The sequence below is a fragment of the Iodobacter sp. BJB302 genome (genome assembly GCF_002735645.1).
In the GTDB taxonomy this organism is placed as follows: domain Bacteria; phylum Pseudomonadota; class Gammaproteobacteria; order Burkholderiales; family Chitinibacteraceae; genus Iodobacter.
This window is the reverse complement of sequence record NZ_PDZG01000008.1, coordinates 81,157-98,513: the sequence shown is the minus strand read 5'-3', so window position 1 is coordinate 98,513 and position 17,357 is coordinate 81,157. Positions and strand designations below refer to the sequence as shown.

Genomic DNA, 17,357 nt, shown 5'->3' with positions numbered 1-17,357 from the left:
ACTCGGAACTGGAGCTGGCAAGATGAAGTGCAATTGAACCCCGACCGGGCTATTGAGCCTAAAACAAGCGAGGAATTACAGGTCGCTTAAATCGTAAAAACATCTCAACTATCTTGACAATTACCGGAGCCATGAAATTCGTACCCCTCTGAATGCCATTATCGGGATGAGCCGGCTGGCACTGCGTACGGTGCTGAATGCCCAGCAACGTAATTACGTTGAAAAAGCACTCACTGCAGGTGAAAACTTACTCGGGTTAATCAACGATATTCTCGATTTTTCAAAAATTGAAGCGGGTAAATTAAGCCTTGAAACGGTGCCATTTAGTCTTGAAACCGTTTTAGAAAACGCATCCAGCCTGATTACGCCTAAAACAGAAAATAAAGGAATCGAAGTGATTTTGCGCGTTGGCGCAGATGTGCCCCGTTATTTAATGGGGGATCCGCTGCGGCTGGGGCAGGTTCTGATTAATCTGGCAGGTAATGCCGCTAAATTCACCGCTCAGGGCGAAATAATTATTACCGTGATGGTGAAAGAAATGAAGCCCGATCGCGTACTGCTGTATTTTTCTGTAAGCGACACCGGCATTGGCATGAGCCCTGAGCAGCTGGAAGGATTATTCCAGGCCTTTACGCAGGCAGATGGCTCTATTACCCGTAAATATGGCGGTACAGGCCTTGGCTTGTCGATTGTGCGGCAGTTGCTTGAATTAATGGGCGGGCATATTTCGGTTCGCAGTGAAGCGGGGAAAGGCAGCTGTTTTGATTTTTGTATTGAGCTGGGTATTTGTGATGATTTCCCGGACAAAATGATCTACTCGGCAGATAACTTAGAAAAATTAAATTTATTGGTAGTGGATGATAATGCGGCCTCCCGCGAATTGCTGGGGGATATGTTGCTCTCGTTTGGGGTGCAATTTCAGGCGGTTGATTCGGGAGCCGCAGCGCTCTCAGAGCTGGAGCAGGGTAAAAAAAATGGCCGGTCTTTTGATCTGGTGCTGATGGATTGGCATATGGCCGATATGGATGGAATTGAAACGGCGCGGCGAATCCGTCAGCAATCGGATCAGCCCAAAATGCCCGCTATTCTGATGGTAACCGCCTATTCTAAGGACGATTTAAAACAACAATCAGAAGGCTTAAATATTGACGGGTTTTTAACCAAGCCGATTAATGCATCACAACTTTTTAATTGTATTAACGAGGCGCTTTATGGTGGATTTCCTGCTCAGATTCTGCCAGAGCATGTTTTTGCGCTTGAGATGGCAAATGCGGTATTGCAATTAAAGGGGGCCCGAATTTTATTAGTCGAAGACAATGAAATTAACCGGGAAGTAGCGCTGGGTATTCTGGCGGATGTGCCTGTTACGATCGATATTGCTGTGAATGGCTATGAGGCGATTCGTAAAGTGAGCACAGGTCATTATGATTTAGTGCTGATGGATATCCAGATGCCCGAATTAGACGGGCTTAATGCCGCACAGCAAATTCGTGCTCTGGGGATAAATGAATTGCCCATTATTGCTATGACGGCGCATGCCATGAGCGGTGATCGCCAGCTTAGCCTGCAAGCGGGAATGAATGATCACATTACCAAGCCCATCGATCCTGATGGTTTAATCGATATATTGCTGCGCTGGATTAAGCCGGCAAGCTTGGCAGGCCGGGCATCACCGGCCGCTTTATTATCTGATCAATGGGGCAGAGCATCTTTGCAATCCATAAAAAATACGAATGATTATTTAGCTGCTTTGCCAGAGATTGCCGGCGTGGACTGGCAGGTGGCGTTGGCAAGATCGGCTGGCGATGCATTACGCCTGTCTAAAATAATTGAATTATTTCGTAAGGATGCTGCCCAATTACTCATCAGCTTGGAGGCCGCATTTTCTGCTGTAAATCAGGATGAGCTGCAACAGCTGGCTCATGGCGTGAAATCAACCTCTGCTTATCTGGGGGCAGAAAACATCAGTACCACAGCGGCCCTGATTGAGGATACATTTCGAATGGGGAACCCGGAAGCCGCACTGGCAGAGCTTCCTTCTTTAATCACCGCCTTGCATCATTTGCTGGACGGCTTATCACTTGTTGCTGAATATGATGATTTGGATGCTGCGCACAGCACCGAGCAAATTCCGGATTTAATCAATCAATTACGTGCTTACCTGCAGGCTGATGATGTAAATGCCGAAGATGCATTTAATCGCCTGCAAAAGGGATTGCTTGCTCAGAATAGTGATCCTGAGATAAAAGCCATGTTAGATGTGATCTATAAGGCTATTGTTGATTTGGAATACGCTGATGCGCTGAATGAATTAAATCAATTCGTTCTGCAACGACCGGAAATTTTGAAAATAAAAAATTGAGTGAGGATCTATGAGTGAAACCGCACCGCAAAAAATATTAATTGTTGATGATGCGCCCATTAATCGCAAAGTGCTTGGTGAGCTGCTTAAAAACGAGCATATGGTGATTATGGCAAAAAGCGGTGAGCAGGGGCTGGAAAAAGCAATTCAACATATTCCTGATCTGATATTGCTGGATGTGATGATGCCGGATATGGACGGCTATGAAGTATTGCAGCGTTTAAAAGCAAACCCCGCCACGATGGGCATCGCTGTCATTTTTATTACCGGCCTCGACCGGCCTGAAGACGAGGCACGCGGGCTGGAAATGGGGGCCTCGGATTATATTACCAAGCCTTTTCACGCCACTGTGGTGCGTGCCAGAGTGGCGTTGCATTTACGATTAGCGCGGCAGCATCGCCTGCTGGAATCGCTGGCAAATATTGATGCGCTGACAGAAATCCCTAACCGCCGCCAGTTTGATCAAACCTTTATGTATGAATGCCGCCGCTGCGCCCGTGCTGCTTGTGCCTTATCCATTGCTTTGCTTGATGTTGATTTCTTTAAGCAATACAACGATCACTACGGCCATGCAATGGGGGACAAAGCGCTGCAGGGTGTGGCTTCGGTATTGCGTTTCGGATTAGGCAGAGGCGGGGATATGGGCGCCCGCTATGGCGGTGAAGAGTTTGTACTGATCATGCCCGACACCGATCATATTGGCGCAGTGGCTGTGGCAGAAAAACTGCGGCACGATATCGAGCTGCTCGCTTTACCCCACGAAAAATCCTCTGTGGCTGGGGTGATTACCGTCAGTATCGGTGTTGCAACAGCCAGTGGCGAGCAGCTTGCTCATCCTGAGGATATTTTAAAATTAGCAGATGAGCGTTTGTATCAGGCTAAGGCCAGCGGGCGGAATAAGGTGATTGGCGGGTAAGAAGGATCAGTTTTGCCATGGCGGCCAAAAAAAAGCCCGCACGAGTCAATCCGTGCGGGCTTTTTACAGCGAATCAAATGATTACAGGCTGTAGTACATATCGAACTCAACCGGGTGAGTGCTCATGCGGATGCGGTTTACTTCCTGCATCTTCAGCTCGATATAGCTGTCGATCCATTCATTGCTGAATACGCCGCCACGAGTCAGGAACTCACGGTCTTTATCCAGCGCGTCCAGTGCTTCATCCAGAGATGCACAAACTGTAGGGATTAGCTTGTCTTCTTCTGGTGGCAGGTCGTACAGATTTTTGTCTGCAGGATCGCCCGGGTGAATCTTGTTTTGCACGCCATCCAGACCGGCCATCAAGAGTGCAGAGAAGCACAGGTATGGGTTAGCCAATGGATCCGGGAAGCGCGCTTCAATACGACGGCCTTTATCTGACGATACGTGTGGAATACGGATCGAAGCAGAGCGGTTGCGTGCAGAGTAAGCCAGTTTAACCGGCGCTTCATAATGCGGAACCAGACGCTTGTAGCTGTTAGTACCTGGGTTGGTAATCGCATTCAAAGCTTTAGCGTGCTTGATGATACCGCCGATGTAGAACAGGGCGAATTCGCTCAAGCCTGCGTAGGCATTGCCTGCAAACAGGTTTTTGCCGTCTTTCCAAACTGATTGGTGAACGTGCATACCGCTGCCGTTATCGCCAACGATAGGCTTAGGCATAAATGTGGCAGTCTTGCCGTATTGGTCTGCTACGTTGTGCACCACGTATTTCAGGATCTGAGTCCAGTCTGCGCGTTGTACCAGGGTGCTGAATTTAGTACCAATTTCATTTTGGCCCGCATTCGCCACTTCGTGGTGGAACACTTCAACCGGTACGCCCAGCTCTTCCAGAATCAGCACCATGGTGGCGCGGATATCTTGGTGGCTATCAACAGGAGGAACTGGGAAGTAGCCGCCTTTGAGACGTGGACGGTGGCCTTTATTACCGCCTTCTACTTTATTGGCTGTTGCCCAGGCGCCTTCGTCGGATTCAATTTTGTAGAAGCAGCCGGATAAATCGGAGCCAAAACGGATGCCGTCAAAAATAAAGAATTCTGGTTCAGGACCAAAGTAAGCCGTGTCACCTAAGCCTGTGGCTTTCAGGTACTGCTCAGCACGCTTAGCAACCGAGCGTGGGTCACGATCGTAGCCCTTACCTGTATCTGGCTCGACTACATCACAAGTCATAAATACAGTAGGTTCGTCGTAGAAAGGATCAACATTGGCTGTGGATGCATCAGGCATCAGCAGCATGTCAGATGCCTGAATGCCTTTCCAGCCCGCAATCGAAGAGCCGTCAAAAGCATGGCCAGTTGTGAACCATTCTTCGTCAACAACGTGCGAAGGAACAGTAACGTGCTGCTCTTTGCCCATGGTGTCGGTGAAACGCAGGTCAACAAACTTGATGCCGTTTTCCTGAATAAGGTTGAGAACGTCGGCTACTGCCATCTTGGGATTCTCCAAAATTGTTGCGAGGGTAAAAGTGATCGGGCGCCGGTGTTGCCGGTATACAAGTTCATTTAGCAATAACTATGCCAATATTTAAAACGTTTGAATCCATTGTGCCATAAATGCTAAGCGGCGACCCAGGGGAACTACTTATGCACCATTATGGTGAGTAAAACGTATCTTGCGTGCTTTTTTGGTGCGATGCCAGCACTGTTTCGTGCCGATCTTATCTTAGGTTTTTAAGCCTGCAGAAATCTATATGCTGATATGAAGTTTTTTTTAAAACCGCATAGATTGTAATCCGACTAACGCTTATTGGCTTAGTTTCCTTTCAGCTAAAACAAACTTATCTAACAGAGGCCGCGGCTGAGGGTAAAATATGCGGTTTGTGTCTTTTCAACAGGAGAAAGTGTAATGAGCGCTGTCGATACTATTTTGCAACAAGCCCATGAACGTGCCGTCGCATCAAATTTACCTTACCAGGGTGCGTTGACTCCTGCTGAAGCTGCGGCCTTATTGGCTGAGCATCCTGCGGCAAAGCTTGTGGATGTGCGTACTCACGCAGAATGGCAGTTTGTAGGCTTTGTGCCTGATTCAGAAATGAATGAGTGGAAGCAATACCCAAAAATGGAGCTTAATCCTGGTTTTCTGGCAGCTTTGCAAGCAACGGTTGATCCGCAGGCAGTGGTGATGTTTCTTTGCCGTACTGGTGCACGCTCGCACGATGCTGCAGCGCTTGCTGCGGCGAACGGTTATAGCAATGCGTTCAATATTCTGGAAGGTTTTGAAGGGGATAAAAATGCTGCGGGGCAGCGTGGGCAGGTGAATGGCTGGAAAGCGGCCGGATTGGCCTGGACTCAGGGCTAGAAAGTTATGCAGGTGAAGCTCTGTTTCAAGCAAATTAAACTGTGGCGTACTTCAGAGCCATTTTCCCTGCGTACAGATGCGAATATTTGAATAGATCAAAGCCTTCTTGCATTCCTTATCCGGATGGATGCCAACTGGCTTTATATGGACGCTTTATGAAATATCTTGTGTTGGGTAATCCAATTGCACACAGCAAATCGCCGCAGATTCATCTCGCTTTTGCCGCTCAGTTTGGTTTAGAAAATTTTACTTACGAGCGCTGCCTCGTGCCACTTGATGGTTTTACTGCGGCTGTAGCCGATTTCGCTGCGTCCGGCGTGCAGGGCGCAAATATTACGGTGCCATTTAAAGAAGAAGCTTTTCGCCTGTGCACCGCGCTGACTGATCGCGCAGCCGCAGCGGGCGCTGTGAATACGCTGAAAGTTAATCCCGATGGCAGCTGGCTGGGTGATAACACGGATGGTGCAGGTTTAGTCAGTGATTTACTCAGATACGGGCCCTTAAAGGGAAAGCGGATTTTGGTGCTGGGTGCAGGCGGAGCCGCCGCGGGGGTATTGCAGCCATTATTGGCTGAGCAGCCTGCCAGCCTGAGTATTGCTAATCGCACGCCTGAGCGGGCAAACGCCCTGGCGCAGCGTTTTACGGGCGGGGCGCTGCAGATTCATTCTTCTGCATTTGCTGCAATTGAGGGCGCATTTGATGTGCTCATCAACGCAACTTCGGCCAGTTTATCCGGGCAGGCTCTGGCCTTGCCTGCAGGCGTTTTTGCAGATGGTGCTTTGGCTTACGACATGATGTATGGCAAGGGAGAGACCCCTTTCTTGGCGGATGCCCGTCTGGCTGGCGCCGCGCAATGCGCGGATGGCTTAGGCATGCTGGTGGGGCAGGCGGCAGAGGCGTTTTATTTGTGGACGGGGCTGCGTCCGGATGTGCTGCCTGTTTTAAATAGCATGAGGGCGGCATTGTAATGGCACAACGCTCAATTGCTGGCTGGGCAGGCCGGATCTTGCTCGGCATCTTTGTTTTGTTTTTACTGTGGAATCTGTGGATTTTTGCGCATGTTTTAGCATGGAAGTGGATTAATCCATCGGCGACTTCTTTTATGCGGGAGCAACTGAGCCAAATCCAAAAAGAAAACCCGGAGGCCGTATTACGCCATCAGTGGGTGGATTACGTACATATTTCGCCCAATCTGAAGCGTGCTCTGGTGGCAAGTGAAGACGCCAAATTTCTGGATCATGAAGGCTTTGACTGGGAAGGTATGCAGATTGCATGGGAAAAAAATATTAAAAAGGGCCGCATCGTGGCAGGCGGCTCGACAATCAGCCAGCAGCTGGCCAAAAATTTGTTTTTATCCAGCGCCCGCAGCCCGTTTCGCAAAGCAGAAGAAGCCATTATCACGGTGATGCTCGAAGCGATTTTAGATAAGCAGCGAATTTTTGAGATTTATCTGAATGTAATCGAGTGGGGAAATGGCGTGTTTGGAGCAGAAGCCGCTGCTCGTTATTACTACAAAACATCTGCTGCCCGCTTAGGAGCCAGCCAATCAGCCAAGCTGGCCTCTATGGTGACTAACCCACGCTACTTTGATAAAAATAGATCAGATCGTAAGTTAATGCGTAAAACAGGTATTGTATTACGACGTATGCCTTACGCAGATATTCCTTAACCTGATTGTTTAGCAGGTAAATAGTGTATTAATTTTTAATAATTTCGTCAGTTTTTGCTAAAGATTGTTGAGTCAGAGAATCAAACAGAATACTCTCACAGGCTTCTCTTCCTGCTGACTTCAATATGCCTCAACATACTGAAACATTAAGATTATTAAGCGAATCTGACCGCTTAGCATCTCTTGATCCAGCCGCTGCACTGGCTTATGCGGAAGAGGCTTGGATTTTATTTTGTGCTTGTAAGCTTTCCGATGTTGAATTGCTGGCCCGTCTTACGCTCACTTATTCCCGCCTGCTATTTTCTTTTGGCCGTATTGACGAGTCTCTGTCTCTTTTATTTCAGGCCTTAACGCAGTCTGAGATAAGCGGTCAGAATTTAGTCATGGAATCTCTGCTGCAAGAAATCGCACTCACTTATTACTCTTTGGGGGATTATCCTGAAGCGGCTGAATATTGGTCTGATTGCTTAAAACAGGCATCGTTTTCTGAAATTGCCAAAATCAATGCTCATATTGGTATGGGCATGATTCAGTTTGCTCATGGTGAAATAGAGCTGTCTCTGGCACAGCATCAGCAAGCAATCGCTTTATTAAACCAGCAAATGCCGCCTCTTTTACATGCAAGAGCATGGATTAACCTTGCGTCCGCATTTTTTAAATTAAACCAATGGCATGAAAGCCAGCATGCCTTAGTGATGGCATATCCCTATGCTCAGCAGGCCTGTTCGCCGGAATTGATTGGTGAAATTTATATCTATATGGCAAAAATTGCGCTGGAAACAAATAACCTGGATGCCGCCAGGCTCAGGCTGGCACAGTCAAAAGCAAGCTGCAAAGAATGGTGCTGGGGGGATGTTGTGCAATTGTTGTTGCAGGGCAGGATTTTCTTAGTCTGCGGACAAATGGATGAAGCGATTTCCTGCTTTAAAAATGCAAAAGAGCTGGCTGCAGAAATGGGTTTTGCTAGTCAGGCTATGGACGCTCATCAATTACTTTCTATGGCCTATCAACGTATCGGAAATAAAACACTGGCAGAGTATGAATACGGCTGCTATCAAACGGCCTGTATCCGGCTAAAAGCACCTGCTTTCGTGCATCATAGCGATGTAAAACCGCAAGCTCATGGGAAGCCTGTGGCAGATCGCGTAATGCTGCACTGCGCATAGATTCAGTATTTTATAAGTGTTAAAATACGCTCGTAATAAATTAGTCAACTTGGTGTAAATAATGCTTGTGTCCTCGGTTGATCAGCTCATTCAGCAAGCTAAAAAGTTAATCTCTTCGCGCAGCGTTGATTCACTTGCTTTTGCGACGCAGGCCAGAGATTTGGCCGTTGAAGTGGGCTGCCGCTTTAGCGAGGCCGCAGCACTTACTGTTTACTCCAGCGTTTTACAACTTTTTGGCCGGCACCGGGAGGCGATCGATATCCTGGATAAAGTTCTGGGTATAGCTGAAACCGATGAGCTGGGCGTGTGGCGTGGCGAGGCGCTGCAATTGATGGGCAGGCATGCTTATACCTTGGGCGAATACGAAAGTGCGGCAAGATACTGGTGTCGTTGTCTTGAGCTTTCTGCCCAGGCAATCGAAACAACTCAGCGGCTTTGCGCGCATATAGGCTTGGGGCAGCTATATTATGCCCATGAGCAATTTGAAGTTGCTCTAATTCATCATAAAATAGCGCAGGATTTAGCTAAAACCGAACATGATGCTAATTACCAAAGTATTTGTCTGATAAATATCGCTGTTGATTTATTTCGTTTAAATCGCCTGGATGATGCAATGTTAATTGCCAGGCAAGCGCTGCCTCTGGTCAGAGCGGAAGGCAATTATGAGCTGGAGGCAGAAGTTTATAGCGTATTTGGTTTGATCCGGTTAGCGCGTGGCGATATAGAAAGAGCCAGAATGAATTTTCTGGTTGCACTTAAAATTAACCGTTTGCATATCAATACCTGGAATGAGGCAGCTAATTTATTAGCGCTGGGCCGCTGCTCTTTAGCTAATGCAGAATATGAAGCTGCGCTGGATGAGCTGCAGCGTGCATTTATCCTAGCAGAGGCGATGGAATCGCAGTATTTATTGGCTGAAATTCATGAAACCTTTGCTGAAGCATATCAAAAAATGAATCAGCCGGACTTGCATGAAAAACATGACATCACACATAAAAATTTACGCGCAGTACTTCTAGAACAATCAGCATCGGCGCAGTTAAGATCAATGGAAATGAACTTGCTTGTACCTGGTTAATTCTTATTCAGTGAATATATTTATTTAAATATCTTTCATTCAGATCTGTAAGCTTTTATATTTAGCCCGTATATTTTTATTTTTCTTGATATTATCGATTAGAGTGTTCTAATTTGATGGTAAGCCAAAAAAAAGAGTTTGATGCCTCTCATGCTTAGCTACGATGTGATTGATAATATCAATCTTCGCGCCCGACAGATGTGTTTGCATAATAAAGAAAGCGCACTCGGGCTGGCAGAGCAGGCATGTAAACTGGCTGTGCAAATTGAGTATCATTTGGGTTACGCCCAGGGTTTATTAAATCACGCACGAGCATTAGCCAGAGATCCTTTTTTTGAAGAAAGCATTGCTTTAATGCGCCACAGCTTAATGCTGGGTGAAGAGCATGGATTACACGCACATATCGTTGATTCTTTACTGGAAATAGCAGCTGCATATTATTGCCAGTGCGAATATGATTTGGCACTGCAGTATTGGTCATATTGTCTGGATTTATCCCTTAATTTATCTGATGATCATGCTTATATTCAGGCTCAGATAGGGCTGGGCCAAATCTACTATGCACATGATGATTTTGCTGCTGCATTAGAACACCACAAACAGGCTGCGGAATTTGTTTCTAAAATAAATAATGATCAATTGTGTGCACTGCTTTATATCAATTTGGGGGGAGATTATCTAAGTCTGCTGGAGTATGACGAAGCCTTAACTATTTTGCAGCAGGGTTTGTTTTATGCCAAGAAAGCCAACCATCTGGAATACGTTTCTGAAGCGCTGTGCTTAATAGGGCAAGTACAGTGGGGGCTGGGTAAGTATCAAATTTCCCGGCGTAATTTGCTTGCCGCATTAAAGCTGAATTTGCAGCTTGAAAACCAATGGGGCATGGCTGCCAATTATTTAGCTTTAGGAAAAATAAGCCTTGCAAGGCGTGATGTTCAATCTGCTGAAGCTTATTTAACTCAGGGCTTATTGCACGCCACATTAAGAAGTGCTGCTAATTTAATTTTTCAATTTGAATTGCTGATGGCGGATTTAGCCGAATTAAAAGGGGATTTTAAACTTGCCCTCGCTTATTTCAAGCGTTTTCATCATGGGCAGCAGGCAGTAAAAAGCCAGCTTTCTCCGCATAAATTGCAAGCCATGAAAATGCAGTTAGAGATTGAAAGTGCACGCCTGGAAAACGCCGATCTGCGCCGCCAGCGTGCCAGCCAGCATAAGGAAATACAGCGGGTGGAGCGGCTGGCCAGCTACGATGGCCTCACCGGTATTTTAAATCGCCGTGGTTTGGAAGAGCAGGGCAGTGAGCTGTTTCAAAGGCAGCGGCAGAATCAACAATCTTTATCTGTACTAATGATCGATGTGGATCACTTTAAAAAGGTGAATGATGGCTGTGGCCATCCTGTGGGGGATAAAGTGTTAAGGCAAATCGCCGCTCTGCTTAAATCGGGCTGCCGGCAGGATGATTTGGTAGGACGCTATGGCGGCGAGGAGTTTGTGGTGCTCCTCCCTAATCACGAAGGGGTGGCCGCAACGGAGGTGGGCGAGCGGCTTCGCAGTTTGGTAGATGCATGGATTTGGTCGAGAATTCACCCAGAGCTCAATATTACGATCAGCGTGGGGATTGCCAGCATTGTGGATGATCCTTCGCTTGAAGCCCTGCTCAGCCGCTCTGATCAGTGTTTATATCAGGCTAAGCAGCAGGGCAGAAATCGTGTGGTGGTGTAGGGAAAATGAATGTTCCCTACACGATTTTTACGGCAAAAAAGGTAGTAAAAGTACGCCATTCTGTTGCATTCATGTGCAGGTTTTATGCTTTTTAAACAAGGCTAAGCCAGTGAAAACGGGTGTTTAAGGGCTGGGAGCGTATGCCCCCAAAAAAAATGGGGCTATAAGCATGGGGGTTTTCCGTTAAAATCAACGCTCCCATGACCCCGCAAGCCCTAAGAGTCCCCCATGGCCGAGCCTATTACTACTCCCCTCCCACCGCAGCTTGTGCATGATCGTGTGCGCGAAATTCCTTACAACTACACTTCGTTCTCTGATCGTGAGATTGTGATTCGCTTGCTGGGAGAAGACGCCTGGCAGGTGCTCGATGATTTACGCCAGCAGCGTAAAACCGGCCGGTCTGCACGGATGTTGTTTGAAGTATTGGGCGATATCTGGGTTGTGAAACGTAATCCCTATCTGCAGGACGATTTACTCGATAATCCTAAGCGCCTGAATATGCTGGCCGAAGCCATGCACCACCGTGTGCATGAGATCGAAAAACGCCGCCAGGAAAACACGCAGGTTGCGCTATTGATTGATCGCACCCGCGAGGCGGTGGAGCGCTTTGAGCGCGAGTTTATTGATGTGGCCCTGCTGCGCCGTAAAGTGCTCAAAAAAATGGGCCGTCTTACCCGTAATGACAATATTTGTTTTGATGGCCTGGCGCGGGTCAGCCATGTGACTGACGCCACCGACTGGCGCGTTGAATACCCCTTTGTGGTGCTGGCCCCCGATACCGAAGAAGAAATGGCCCCGCTGGTGGCGGCCTGTATTGAGCTTGGCCTGACGATTATCCCGCGTGGCGGTGGTACGGGTTACACCGGTGGTGCGGTGCCATTAACGGCGCTTTCAGCCGTAATCAATACAGAAAAGCTAGATCAGCATAACGGCGTGGAATACCGCGAAATCCCAGGTGTGGCTGGCAAAGTGGCCACCATTCAGTGCGGCGCAGGCGTGGTCACCCGCCGGGTGATGGAAACCGCCGAAGCGGCAGGCCTTGCGTTTGCGGTTGACCCAACCTCGGCCGATGCCTCCTGTATTGGCGGCAATGTGGCGATGAATGCGGGTGGTAAAAAAGCCGTGTTGTGGGGCACGGCGCTGGATAATCTGGTGAGCTGGAAGATGGTCGATCCGGATGGCAACTGGATGTTCATCGAGCGCATGGATCACAATATGGGCAAGATCCATGATGCCAAAGAAGCCACATTCCGGATTCGCAAATTTAAGCCCGATGGCAAAACGCTGATCAGCGATGAAAACCTGGTGATTCCGGGCAGCAAATTCCGTAAGGAAGGCCTGGGGAAAGACGTTACTGATAAATTCCTCTCCGGCCTGCCAGGTATTCAGAAAGAAGGCACCGACGGGCTGATTACCAGCGCCCGCTTTGTGCTGCATCGCATGCCAGCGCATGTGCGTACGGTATGTCTGGAATTCTTTGGCGAAGTCAGCCGTGCCGTGCCGTCAATTGTGGAAATCAAAGATTATCTGGATGCCCATCCCAGCGTGCAGCTGGCCGGTTTAGAGCATCTGGACTGGCGCTATGTACGCGCCGTAGGTTACGCCACCAAGGCTAAAAGCCGTGGCCGGCCCAAAATGGTGCTGATCGCCGATTTGGTGTCTGATGATGAAGATGCAGTGGGGCAGGCATCCAGCCATGTGGTGCAGCTGGCGAATGTGCGCGGCGGCGAAGGTTTTGTAGCCGTTACGCCGGAAGCGCGTAAAAAATTCTGGCTGGATCGCGCCCGCACAGCGGCTATTGCCCGCCACACCAATGCTTTTAAAGTAAACGAAGACGTGGTGATTCCGCTGCCACGCCTTGGCGAGTATTCCGACGCGATTGAGCGCATCAATATCGAGCTTTCCCTCACCAGCAAGCTGGAGCTGCTTGATAAGCTGCAAGACTTTTTTGCCCATGGCCGCTTGCCGGTGGATGCCGGGGACGCACCAGTCAGCGCCGAAGAATTTATTGGCGACAGACGCGAAACTGCCCTTGATTTGATCGAAAAATCGCGCCTGCACTGGCAGTGGATTTTTGATCACCTTGATGATTCATTCGAGCTGTATCGCGCCGCCTTCCCAACCATGCCCTTAGAAAAAGAGCTGATCGGCGACGATATTCCGCAAAGCGTCTTTTTAGCCCTGCGTGATTTTGTGCTGCGGGTGAGCTGGAAGCGCGAGCTATTGGGCGAGCTGGAAACGCTGTTTTCTGGCCGCACCGATAAATCCATTATGGAGCTGGTGTTCGCTATTCAGCAGAAAGTGCTGAAAGGCCGTACCTGGGTTGCTTTGCATATGCACGCTGGCGACGGCAATGTGCATACCAATATCCCGGTGAATTCCGACGATTACGAAATGCTTCAACGTGCTCACCACGCCGTGGCGCGGATTATGGGCGTGGCCCGGAATCTGAATGGCGTGATTTCCGGCGAGCACGGCATTGGGATCACCAAATATGAGTTTTTAAGCCGGGAAGAGCTGGCCCCGTTTGAAGCGTATAAACAGCGCGTTGATCCGAATGGGCACTTTAATAAAGGCAAGCTGATGCCGGGCGCGGATCTGGCCAATGCCTACACGCCGTCCTTCAGTCTGCTGGGGGCCGAATCGCTGATCCTGGAGGCATCCGATATCGGCGAGATCAGCAATAGCGTAAAAGACTGTCTGCGCTGCGGTAAATGTAAGCCGGTTTGCTCCACGCATGTGCCGCGCGCTAACTTGCTGTACAGCCCGCGTAATAAAATTCTGGCTACCGGTTTACTCACCGAAGCATTTTTATACGAAGAGCAAACCCGCCGTGGCGTATCGCTCAAGCATTTTGACGAGCTGGGGGATGTGGCCGACCATTGCACGGTATGCCACCGCTGCGTGAATCCTTGCCCGGTGAATATCGATTTTGGCGATGTATCGATCGCCATGCGTAATTTCCTGCGTAAAGAAGGCAAAAAGAAATTTAACCCTGTTACCGCGATTGGTATGGGTTTCTTAACCATTAAAGACCCGGCTACCATCAAGCTGATTCGTAAAGTAACGATCGAGTGGGGCTATAAAGGCCAGCGTTTGGCGCATGCCGTGGCTAAACGTATGGGCCTACTCAAACCCGCCCTGAAAACGCCGCCCGCCACCGTGGGCAAGGCGACCATCAAAACGCAGGTGATTCACTTTATTAATAAGCCTATGCCAGGTGGCTTGCCAAAGAAAACCGCCCGCGCCTTGCTGGATGTGGAAGATTCAACTGTCGTGCCGGTGATTCGGGATCCGCAACGCCTTAACCGGCCAGAAGAGCAAGAGTCGGTGTTCTACTTCCCCGGTTGTGGTTCAGAGCGTTTATTCAGTCAGGTGGGTTTAGCCACGCAAGCTATGCTCTGGCATGTGGGCGCGACCACCGTGCTGCCGCCGGGCTATCTCTGCTGCGGCTACCCGCAAACATCGGGCGGCGAGAAAGACAAGGGCGATAAGATCACCATGGATAACCGCGTGTTATTCCACCGCCTGGCTACCACGCTCAATTACCTCGATATCAAAACGGTGATTGTGTCTTGCGGCACCTGTATGGATCAGCTGCAAAAGTATCAGTTTGAGCTGATTTTCCCTGGCTGCCGTCTTTTAGATATTCACGAATATCTGCTGGAAAAAGGCGTGAAGCTGGAAGGCGTAAGTGGTGATCGCTATATGTACCACGAGCCATGCCACACCCCGATGAAGACCTATAAAGGCATCGACGTGGCCAATGAACTTATGGGGCAGAAAGTAGAGCTGAATGACCGGTGCTGCGGCGAATCTGGCACTTTTGGCGTATCCAAGCCACAAATCGCCACGCAGGTTCGTTTCAGAAAAGAAGAGGAAATGAAAAAGGGCGCGGATAAGTTGCGCGCTGAATCTGGTACTGCAACGCCAGTCAAAATCCTCACCTCCTGCCCGTCTTGCCTGCAAGGTTTGAGCCGCTACAACGATGATGCGGGCACTACCGCTGATTACATCGTGGTAGAAATTGCCAAAACGGTATTAGGCGCAAACTGGATGCCGGAGTATGTAGAGAAAGCCAGAAACGGCGGTATAGAAAGGGTGTTGCTGTAATGTAATAAAAAGGGCACAGAATTCTGTGCCCTTTTTTATGATGATCGCTTACCCCTCTCCCCCAGTCCCTCTCCCACAAGGGGCGAGGTGGCTAGGTCGCCCCATTTGGGAGGAGGGGTTGGGGAGAGGGCAGTAGCTATGGCAGATCACCACCATCATGCAGCAATCTCCACAATTGCTCTAGCACGGCTTCCGGCTGCTATCCCTTTCCTTATTCCAAACCCGTAACACCCGGTAGCCTTGCTTTTTTAACCTAGCATCTCGGCATCGTAGACTGCAGCTGCGGCATGCTGGCTGCCATCCAGCTCAACAATGACTTTTGCCTGCATACAGGCAAAATCGACGATGTAATGATCTAACACCTGTTGGCGGCGAAACTTAAACCCAGAGAATCGCCCTGCCCGTAGTTGTTGCCAGAGGTTTTGCTCAAATGGCGTTGCATCCGCCCGCAATTGGCGGGCACGGTCGCGCATCAGCTTCTTTATCTTTGACTACCTGTTTGCCTAGCGTGATTAAACCGCCTTCACAATCCACCCATCCGCCGTATCTTCTACTTCATAACCCAACGCTTTTAACTCGCCGCGCACCTGATCTGCCGCCGCCCAGTTTTTTTCTTTGCGATATTGCTGGCGCCGGGCTGCTAAAGCCTCGATTTCTGCCGGAATAGCTGCTGCGATGGCAGGTTGCCAGGTGGCTAAACCCAGGCCTAATACTTCGTCAAACTTAGTTAGCGTGGCTTTTTTATGGCTGGTGCCCAGATTGGATTTGAGCAGCTCCCAAACCAGTGCAATGGCACGGGGGATATTGAGATCCTGGTTGATTTCTTCTGTAAAGCGCGCCAGATAATCGCCATCGCATTCGCCGCCATCGGGCAGGGCGAAGTAGCTGTCTCTCAAGCGGCCAAGGGCGGTTTGAGCGCCGCTCAGCGCGTCCCAATTAAAATTAAGCTGGCTGCGATAGTGCGCTGTCAGGCAAAGATAACGGTAGGCGATCGGATCGATGCTCTGGTCGATCAGCGTTTGCAGGCGCAGGAAATCGCCGCTGGATTTACTCATTTTGCTGGCGTCCAGCTGCAAGAAATAACCGTGCATCCAGAAATTAGCTAAGCGCGTGCCGTGGCAAGCCTGGTTTTGGGCGATTTCATTGCTGTGGTGAATCGAGATATGGTCTTCACCGCCGCAATGAATATCAAACCAAGGCTCCAGATATTTGGCCGACATGGCCGAGCACTCAATATGCCAGCCTGGAAAACCACGTCCCCATGGGCTTTCCCATTCCATTTGGCGGGTGCTGCCTGCAGGGCTGAATTTCCACAGCGCAAAATCGGTAATGCTTTTCTTTTCGCCAAGTGCCACGCGGCTGCCGGCATTCAGGCCTTCGCGGTTTAAGCGGGCCAGATAGCCGTAATCGTCTTGTTTGGCCGTATCAAAATAAATACCGTCGCTATTGGCGTAGGTATAGCCTTTTTCTTCCAGTACCTGGATAAAGGCAATTTGCTCTGCAATATGCTCGGTGGCTTTGCACCAGAGTGTGGGCTCCAGCATATTCAGCGTGGATAAATCATTTTTAAATACGGCGCTGAAATAATCGGCGATTTCCCACGCGGATTTTCCTGATTTGCGGCTACCGCGCTCCATTTTGTCTTCACCCTCATCGGCATCAGAAACCAGATGCCCTACGTCGGTAATGTTGACAATATGGCGTACGGTATAGCCATTAAATTGCAGGGTGCGGCGCAGAATATCTTCAAATAAATAAGTGCGTAAATTACCGATATGCGCGTAGTCATAGACAGTGGGGCCGCAACAGTACAAGCCAACCCAATCGGAGCGGATGGCTTGAAATGGCCTTAATTGGCGTTCCCAGTTGTCGTATAAATAGAGTTGCATATTGGATCGGCGATTAATTTGGTTAAAAAAATGATTGTACTGAGATTCTGCAGGCTTTGGGTGGCCTTAACCGGAGCGGTT

At 49.2% G+C, this 17,357-nt stretch carries 12 protein-coding genes; 9 read left to right on the top strand and 3 right to left on the bottom strand.

The window, feature by feature from the left end:
* Positions 1 to 136: 136 nt before the first annotated feature.
* Positions 137 to 2,362 carry a response regulator gene (locus tag CSQ88_RS04375; RefSeq protein WP_257212454.1) on the top strand — a complete coding sequence of 742 codons (2,226 nt, stop codon included), beginning with the start codon at positions 137 to 139 and terminating at the stop codon, positions 2,360 to 2,362.
* 10 nt (positions 2,363 to 2,372) lie between these two features.
* Positions 2,373 to 3,278, top strand: a complete 906-nt coding sequence (locus CSQ88_RS04370) for a diguanylate cyclase (protein WP_099396880.1) — start codon at positions 2,373 to 2,375, stop codon at positions 3,276 to 3,278.
* Positions 3,279 to 3,359: 81 nt separating this feature from the next.
* Here CSQ88_RS04370 and glnA read toward each other — a convergent pair whose 3' ends face one another.
* The gene (gene glnA / locus CSQ88_RS04365) at positions 3,360 to 4,769 is read right to left on the bottom strand and encodes a type I glutamate--ammonia ligase (protein ID WP_099396879.1); all 1,410 of its coding nucleotides are present in this window, start codon (positions 4,767 to 4,769) and stop codon (positions 3,360 to 3,362) included.
* A 414-nt stretch (positions 4,770 to 5,183) separates the two neighbouring features.
* Here glnA and CSQ88_RS04360 point away from each other — a divergent pair, with 414 nt between their 5' ends.
* From CSQ88_RS04360 to CSQ88_RS04330, 7 genes are all read left to right on the top strand, one after another.
* A complete protein-coding gene (locus tag CSQ88_RS04360) occupies positions 5,184 to 5,636 on the top strand; it encodes a rhodanese-like domain-containing protein (protein ID WP_099396878.1) in 453 nt (150 codons plus the stop codon).
* 155 nt (positions 5,637 to 5,791) lie between these two features.
* Positions 5,792 to 6,604, top strand: a complete 813-nt coding sequence (gene aroE / locus CSQ88_RS04355; RefSeq protein WP_099396877.1) for a shikimate dehydrogenase — start codon at positions 5,792 to 5,794, stop codon at positions 6,602 to 6,604.
* Positions 6,604 to 7,305, top strand: coding sequence for a monofunctional biosynthetic peptidoglycan transglycosylase (gene mtgA, locus CSQ88_RS04350; protein WP_099396876.1), 702 nt, complete (start codon positions 6,604 to 6,606; stop codon positions 7,303 to 7,305). Before aroE ends, mtgA begins: the two co-directional genes overlap by 1 nt.
* A 125-nt stretch (positions 7,306 to 7,430) precedes the next feature.
* Positions 7,431 to 8,471 carry a lipopolysaccharide assembly protein LapB gene (locus tag CSQ88_RS04345; protein ID WP_099396875.1) on the top strand — a complete coding sequence of 347 codons (1,041 nt, stop codon included), beginning with the start codon at positions 7,431 to 7,433 and terminating at the stop codon, positions 8,469 to 8,471.
* A 61-nt stretch (positions 8,472 to 8,532) separates the two neighbouring features.
* Positions 8,533 to 9,549: a hypothetical protein gene (locus tag CSQ88_RS04340; RefSeq protein WP_099396874.1), complete on the top strand. Its 1,017-nt coding sequence runs from the start codon at positions 8,533 to 8,535 to the stop codon at positions 9,547 to 9,549.
* Positions 9,550 to 9,690: 141 nt separating this feature from the next.
* Positions 9,691 to 11,274: a tetratricopeptide repeat-containing diguanylate cyclase gene (locus CSQ88_RS04335; protein WP_099396873.1), complete on the top strand. Its 1,584-nt coding sequence runs from the start codon at positions 9,691 to 9,693 to the stop codon at positions 11,272 to 11,274.
* Between the two features lie 228 nt (positions 11,275 to 11,502).
* Complete coding sequence (locus tag CSQ88_RS04330; RefSeq protein ID WP_099396872.1) at positions 11,503 to 15,387, top strand: FAD/FMN-binding oxidoreductase; 3,885 nt, start codon at positions 11,503 to 11,505, stop codon at positions 15,385 to 15,387.
* Between the two features lie 248 nt (positions 15,388 to 15,635).
* Here CSQ88_RS04330 and CSQ88_RS04325 read toward each other — a convergent pair whose 3' ends face one another.
* Positions 15,636 to 15,860 (bottom strand): DUF559 domain-containing protein, encoded by a 225-nt coding sequence (locus CSQ88_RS04325; RefSeq protein ID WP_218962994.1) that lies wholly within the window; start codon positions 15,858 to 15,860, stop codon positions 15,636 to 15,638.
* Positions 15,861 to 15,899: 39 nt separating this feature from the next.
* Positions 15,900 to 17,276 carry a cysteine--tRNA ligase gene (gene cysS / locus CSQ88_RS04320; protein ID WP_099396871.1) on the bottom strand — a complete coding sequence of 459 codons (1,377 nt, stop codon included), beginning with the start codon at positions 17,274 to 17,276 and terminating at the stop codon, positions 15,900 to 15,902.
* Positions 17,277 to 17,357 lie beyond the last annotated feature (81 nt).

What these genes read in the sequence shown, in the direction of transcription:
- CSQ88_RS04370 (WP_099396880.1), top strand. Translation starts at nt 2,373, where the DNA reads ATGAGTGAAACCGCACCGCAAAAAATATTAATTGTTGATGATGCGCCC.
- glnA (WP_099396879.1), bottom strand. Translation starts at nt 4,769, where the DNA reads ATGGCAGTAGCCGACGTTCTCAACCTTATTCAGGAAAACGGCATCAAG.
- CSQ88_RS04360 (WP_099396878.1), top strand. Translation starts at nt 5,184, where the DNA reads ATGAGCGCTGTCGATACTATTTTGCAACAAGCCCATGAACGTGCCGTC.
- aroE (WP_099396877.1), top strand. Translation starts at nt 5,792, where the DNA reads ATGAAATATCTTGTGTTGGGTAATCCAATTGCACACAGCAAATCGCCG.
- mtgA (WP_099396876.1), top strand. Translation starts at nt 6,604, where the DNA reads ATGGCACAACGCTCAATTGCTGGCTGGGCAGGCCGGATCTTGCTCGGC.
- CSQ88_RS04345 (WP_099396875.1), top strand. Translation starts at nt 7,431, where the DNA reads ATGCCTCAACATACTGAAACATTAAGATTATTAAGCGAATCTGACCGC.
- CSQ88_RS04340 (WP_099396874.1), top strand. Translation starts at nt 8,533, where the DNA reads ATGCTTGTGTCCTCGGTTGATCAGCTCATTCAGCAAGCTAAAAAGTTA.
- CSQ88_RS04335 (WP_099396873.1), top strand. Translation starts at nt 9,691, where the DNA reads ATGCCTCTCATGCTTAGCTACGATGTGATTGATAATATCAATCTTCGC.
- CSQ88_RS04330 (WP_099396872.1), top strand. Translation starts at nt 11,503, where the DNA reads ATGGCCGAGCCTATTACTACTCCCCTCCCACCGCAGCTTGTGCATGAT.
- CSQ88_RS04325 (WP_218962994.1), bottom strand. Translation starts at nt 15,860, where the DNA reads ATGCGCGACCGTGCCCGCCAATTGCGGGCGGATGCAACGCCATTTGAG.
- cysS (WP_099396871.1), bottom strand. Translation starts at nt 17,276, where the DNA reads ATGCAACTCTATTTATACGACAACTGGGAACGCCAATTAAGGCCATTT.